This window comes from Streptomyces sp. 13-12-16 (assembly GCF_002114215.1).
Classification (GTDB): Bacteria; Actinomycetota; Actinomycetes; order Streptomycetales; family Streptomycetaceae; genus Streptomyces.
On sequence record NZ_NCTE01000123.1, the window covers coordinates 1 to 5321 of the forward strand.

Genomic DNA, 5321 nt, shown 5'->3' on the forward strand with positions numbered 1-5321 from the left:
CCCCCGCCCCCGCCCCTGCCACGGCCCCGCGGGCCGCGGGCCGCGGCGAGGGCGGCGGGTTTGCCGGGTCGGCAAAAGTGCTCGGGTCTTCGGGGCGGTCTTCCGCATGATCGAGGTGATCGAGGCACTGCGGACCACGGTCCTGGAGGAGGGCGCATGAGCCGGAAAGCCGCGGAGACCACCCATCGGCTGGTCTCCTCACCCGGAGGCCGGATCCATCTCGTGGAGCAGGGGGCCGGACCGCTGGTGCTGCTCGTGCACGGCTTCCCGGAGTCCTGGTACTCCTGGCGGCACCAGTTGCCCGCGCTCGCGGCGGCGGGTTACCGCGCGGTCGCCGTCGACGTCCGCGGGTACGGCCGCTCCTCCAGGCCGGCCGCGACGGAGGCGTACCGGATGCTCGACCTGGTGGCGGACAACGCCGCCGTGGTGCACGCCCTGGGCGAGGAGTCGGCCGTGGTCGTGGGGCACGACTGGGGTGCGACCATCGCCGCGAACTCCGCGCTGCTCAGGCCGGACGTCTTCCGCGCGGTGGGGCTGCTGAGCGTTCCCTACACCCCGCGCGGCGGGCCCCGGCCCAGTGACGTCTTCGCCGGGATGGGCGGCGACGAGGAGTTCTACGTCTCGTACTTCCAGGAGCCGGGCCGCGCCGAGGCGGAGATCGAGCCCGATGTACGGGGCTGGCTCGCGGGCTTCTACGCGGCGCTGTCCGCCGACACCATGCCCCCGCCCGGCGCCCCCGACCCGCACTTCGTCGGAGAGGGCCAGACGCTGCGCGATCGGTTCCCCCCGGGCCGGCTGCCCGGCTGGCTGAGCGAGCGGGACCTCGACGTCTACGCCGGTGAGTTCGAGCGCACCGGCGTGACCGGGGCGCTCAACCGCTACCGGAACATGGACCGCGACTGGGAGGACCTCGCCGCCTTCGACGGCGCCCCCATCAGCCAGCCGTCGCTGTTCGTCGGCGGCGGCCTGGACGCCTCCACGACCTGGCTGGCCGACGCGATCGAGGCGTACCCGGTGACGCTGCCGGGCCTGGTCTCCTCGCACGTCCTCGACGGCTGCGGCCACTGGATCCAGCAGGAACGCCCCGACGAGGTCAACCACCTCCTCGTCGAGTGGCTGACCGCGCTGTGACCCGGACGCCCTGAAGGGGACCGCGCGGGGTCGTGCTCACGGCGCGGCGGTGGTCGGGGGCAGGTCACGGTCTTCACGTCGGACGTGGACGGCCTGGAGAGGCTGGTTACCGGACACGGTCGTCGTCAAGAAGGTGTGACAGCGGGGAACGCCGAGCGCAGCCACTCCCGTACCGCCGTGAGGTCCGCCTCCGTCAGGCCCTTCGCCGGGTCCACCCGGTGGAGCAGTGCCGGGGCCGGGTGGGCCGCCTCGGTCCACGCACGGTCCGTCCCGCCGATCTCGTCGTCCAGCCAGACGAAGGGGCGGCGTCCGGCCCACTCCGCGAGGGGGCGGGTCTTCCAGTGCAGGCCGCGCGATGCGGGAGTGTCGTCGTCCTCCGGCCAGGAGACCGTCGGCAGTCGCGGCAGGCCGAGGCGCGGGGCGATCGTGTCGTTCGCCTCGTGTCCCCAGGTCGTCGCCCACACCAGGTCGCAGGGGAGGGCGAGCAGGCATGCGCCCAGCGTGGGGTCGAGGCGGTCCAGCAGGGGGTTCCCGGAGTCCGTGCGCGGTCCCCGCGCGGGTGCGCCGGAACCGGGGACGGAACCGAAGCCGGAACCGGAACCGGAACCGGAACCGGAGCCGGCGCCGAAGGGGATCAGCGGGCCGTCCACGTCCAGGAAGAGGACCGGGCGGGGCGCACTGCTCATGCGGTCAGCGTCTCACGGGTGCATCCTGGCCCCCTTCAGGACCTTGTCCACCGCGTTCCTCGGACCGTGGAGCGCCAGGCCCACCAGGTCCAGGTCCGCCGTGCCCACGGCGCGGACCGCCGCGCGGTTGGCCTCGTCGTGGCCCGTGGCGAACAGGTCGGAGGTGAAGACCGCGCGGGGCAGGGCACGGGAGAGGGCGCGTGCGTGGGCCGCCTCCAGCACTTCCTTCGTGCCCTGGAAGACCAGGACCGGCTGGCGGAACATCGGCAGGTACGGCACGCCGTCCGCGTCCTCGTAGGGTGCGCCGATCAGCTCCGGGAGCCGGGTGCCCAGGCCGCTGACCAGGAAGGCGGTGACGTTGAGGCGCTGCCAGGGCTCCAGGTCCTCGCGCAGCAGTACGGCGATCTTCGTGTCGAAGCGAGTGCTCATGCCCTGAGACTGCCGATCGGGGCCGGCCCGCGTCTTGTACGTTGTTTGCATGTCCTCCCAGGCGACCGTGTCCGCCTGGCGGCCCCGTGTCCCGGGCGTCGTCGAGGTGTTCCACGCCCGGTTCACCGAGTACGCCTACCCGATGCACGTCCACGACGCCTGGACGCTGCTCATCGTCGACGACGGCGCCGTACGGTACGACCTCGACCGGCACGAGCACGGCACCCCGCACGACACCGTCTCCCTGCTGCCGCCGCACGTCCCGCACAACGGCGCCCCCGCCACCTCCGACGGCTTCCGCAAGCGGGTGCTGTACCTCGACGGCCACCATCTCGCCGACGGTCTCATCGGGGCCGCCGTCGACCGGCCCGATCTGCGCGACCCCCTGCTGCGGCGGCGCGTCGGGCAGGTGCACTCCGCGCTGGTGCGGCCCGGGGACGAGCTGGAGGCCGAGAGCAGGCTGACGCTGGTCGGGGAGCGGCTGCGGGAACACCTGCGGTCCCGGGAGGTCCTCGGCGCGCCCCGGCGGGATCCCGTGCTCGCGCGGCGGCTGCGGGAGCTGCTCGACGAGCGGGTCGTGGACGGCGTGAGCCTGGCGGAGGCCGGCGGGACGCTGTCCGCCCATCCCGCGCACCTCGTACGGGCGTTCAGCGGGGCGTACGGCATCGCGCCGCACCAGTACCTGATGTCCCGCCGGGTCGGCCGCGCCCGGCGGCTGCTCCTGGAGGGCCGGTCGCCGGGCGAGGTCGCCGTCGCCACCGGGTTCTACGACCAGGCGCACCTCACCCGGCACTTCCGCAGGCTGGTGGGGGTCACTCCGGGGCGTTACCGGGCGACGGGCGCCGCAGCAGGTGGGTGAACGCGTCCAGGTTGCGGGTGGACTCCCCGCGTGACACCCGCCAGTCGTACTCCTTGCGGATCGCCGAGGCGAAACCGAGCTCCAGGAGGGTGTTGAAGCTGCCGTCGGCGGCCTCCAGGACCTGGCCGAGGAGGCGGTCGAGTTCCTCCGCGGTGACGGCGGCCAGCGGCAGGCGGCCGGTGACGTAGATGTCGCCGAGCGGGTCGACGGCGTAACTCACGCCGAAGAGCTTGAGGTTGCGCTCCAGGAGCCAGCGGTGGACGTCGCTCTCGTTCTCGTCGGGGTGGCGGATGACGAAGGCGTTCAGGGAGAGCGTGTGCCGGCCGGCGATCAGGGACACGGTGGTGGAGAGCTTGCGGGTGCCGGGGAGTTTCACCACGTAACTGCCGGGCGTGGGACTCTCCCACTCCAGCTCGGCGTCCTTCAGGACGCCCTCGATGACCCGCGCTGCCTCCGTCGCCTTGTCAGCCATGGTGGGAGCGTACTTGACGGCGGTGGGCCTGGGTCGCGGCCGTGTAGACGTCGGCGGTGGCCGCGGCGGAGGTGTCCCAGCCGAAGGACTGGGCGTGCCGGGCGGCGGCCTCGCCCATGCGGTCGGCGAGGTGCGGGTGGTCGGCGAAGTCGCGCAGCACGCGCGCGTAGGCGTCGGGGTCGTGGCCCTGGACGAGGAAGCCGGTGTGCCCGTCCCGCACGGCCACCGGGAGGCCGCCGACCGCTGCCGCGAGCACCGGGGTGCCGGCGGCCTGCGCCTCTATGGCGACCAGTCCGAAGGACTCGCTGTAGGACGGCATGACGAGCACGGACGCCGCGCGGAACCAGTCCGCGAGCTGCTCCTGCCCGACGGGCGGGTGGAACCGTACGACGTCGGCGATGCCGAGCCGCGCGGCGAGCTTCTGCAGCCCCTCCGGCTTGGCGAGGCCGCTGCCGCTGGGGCCGCCGACCACGGGGACGCAGATGCGGGAGCGCAGCTCGGGGCGTTCGCCGAGCAGGGCGGCCACCGCGCGGAGGAGCACGTCAGGGGCCTTGAGGGGCTGGATGCGGCCCGCGAAGAGGGGGATCAGGGCGTCCCTCGGCAGGCCGAGGCGGGCCCGCGCGGCGGCGCGGCCGTCGGCCGGGCGGAAGCGGGAGAGGTTCACGCCGGGGTGGACGACGGCGACCTTGCCGGGGTCGGCCGCGTAGTGCCGTACGAGTTCGTCGGCCTCCTCGGCGGTGTTGGCGATCAGCCGGTCGGCGGCGGTGACGATCTGGGTCTCGCCGATGACGCGCGCGGCGGGTTCGGGCGTGTCGCCGTCGGCCAGGTTGGCGTTCTTGACCTTGGCCATGGTGTGCATGGCGTGCACCAGGGGCACGCCCCAGCGCTGGGCGGCGAGCCAGCCGACGTGGCCGGAGAGCCAGTAGTGGGAGTGGACCAGGTCGTAGTGGCCGGGGCGGTGGCGGGCCCAGGCCTGCATCACGCCGTGGGTGAAGGCGCAGAGCTGGGCCGGGAGCTCTTCCTTGGCGAGGCCCTCGTAGGGGCCCGCGTCGACGTGCCGGACGAGGACGCCCGGGGCGAGTTCGACGGTGGGCGGGAGGGCGGCGGTGGTCGCGCGGGTGAAGATCTCGACCTCGATGTTGATCGCGGCGAGGCGCTGCGCGAGCTCCACGATGTAGACGTTCATGCCGCCCGCGTCGCCGGTGCCCGGCTGGTGGAGCGGGGAGGTGTGCACGGAGAGCATCGCCACGCGGCGGGGCCTGCGGTGCAGCCGCAGCCGCGGGGGCGTGGCGGGGGAGCGCCGTCCGAGCCTCGCGATGTACTGGCTCACGTGGCGTTCCTCCTCGCTGCGGACATGGCTGGCGGAGGGTGTGGGGCCCTCGGCGACGTCAACGTCCGAAAACCGCGTCCTCATTTCCGGACGACGTCCCCGGTTCGGGTTTTTGCCGAATCATTACCGAATGTCGCTCAACCGTTCGAGAGTGGGCCGCGTCACCCACATCGGCGCCGTCTGCGGGTACCCGCATACTCGTCCGTATGACAGCCCGCGCCACCCCGCTCCCCCACTCTCGGCCGCGCCCGAGCGGGGGGACCCCCGTCATCGGGACGGTGACGCGCGGGACCACCAACCCCAACCGCCTGCGCCGCATGGACCGCTGGATCGCGGCCACGCACGGCGCGGAACTGCGCCGCGCGGCCGATCCCGTCGCCGTCGACCTCGGCTACGGCGCGGCCCCCTGGACGG

6 protein-coding genes and 1 pseudogene are annotated in these 5321 nt (G+C 73.6%); 3 read left to right on the top strand and 4 right to left on the bottom strand.

Annotation, left to right across the window (positions count from 1 at the left end; translation table 11 throughout):
- Window positions 1–156: 156 nt before the first annotated feature.
- Window positions 157–1131 carry an alpha/beta fold hydrolase gene (locus B7767_RS05840; RefSeq protein ID WP_085571182.1) on the top strand — a complete coding sequence of 325 codons (975 nt, stop codon included), beginning with the start codon at window positions 157–159 and terminating at the stop codon, window positions 1129–1131.
- 125 nt (window positions 1132–1256) lie between these two features.
- On the opposite strand, the gene B7767_RS05845 is transcribed toward B7767_RS05840, so the two are convergent.
- Both B7767_RS05845 and B7767_RS05850 read right to left on the bottom strand, forming a co-directional pair.
- Complete coding sequence (locus B7767_RS05845; protein WP_085571183.1) at window positions 1257–1817, bottom strand: HAD domain-containing protein; 561 nt, start codon at window positions 1815–1817, stop codon at window positions 1257–1259.
- Between the two features lie 12 nt (window positions 1818–1829).
- Window positions 1830–2297, bottom strand: a complete 468-nt coding sequence (locus B7767_RS05850; protein WP_179167041.1) for a DUF2000 domain-containing protein — start codon at window positions 2295–2297, stop codon at window positions 1830–1832.
- Here B7767_RS05850 and B7767_RS05855 point away from each other — a divergent pair.
- Window positions 2296–3105, top strand: coding sequence for an AraC family transcriptional regulator (locus B7767_RS05855; protein ID WP_085571185.1), 810 nt, complete (start codon window positions 2296–2298; stop codon window positions 3103–3105). The two genes, B7767_RS05850 and B7767_RS05855, sit on opposite strands and share 2 nt — an antisense overlap.
- Here B7767_RS05855 and B7767_RS05860 read toward each other — a convergent pair.
- Window positions 3059–3577: a YbjN domain-containing protein gene (locus B7767_RS05860; RefSeq protein ID WP_085571186.1), complete on the bottom strand. Its 519-nt coding sequence runs from the start codon at window positions 3575–3577 to the stop codon at window positions 3059–3061. The two genes, B7767_RS05855 and B7767_RS05860, sit on opposite strands and share 47 nt — an antisense overlap.
- Window positions 3570–4907 (bottom strand): D-inositol-3-phosphate glycosyltransferase, encoded by a 1338-nt coding sequence (gene mshA, locus B7767_RS05865; RefSeq protein WP_085571187.1) that lies wholly within the window; start codon window positions 4905–4907, stop codon window positions 3570–3572. Before mshA ends, B7767_RS05860 begins: the two co-directional genes overlap by 8 nt.
- 206 nt (window positions 4908–5113) lie before the next feature.
- On the opposite strand from mshA, the pseudogene B7767_RS47795 reads away from it, so the two are divergent.
- Window positions 5114–5321 (top strand): annotated as a pseudogene (locus B7767_RS47795) (class I SAM-dependent methyltransferase); the annotation flags it as partial.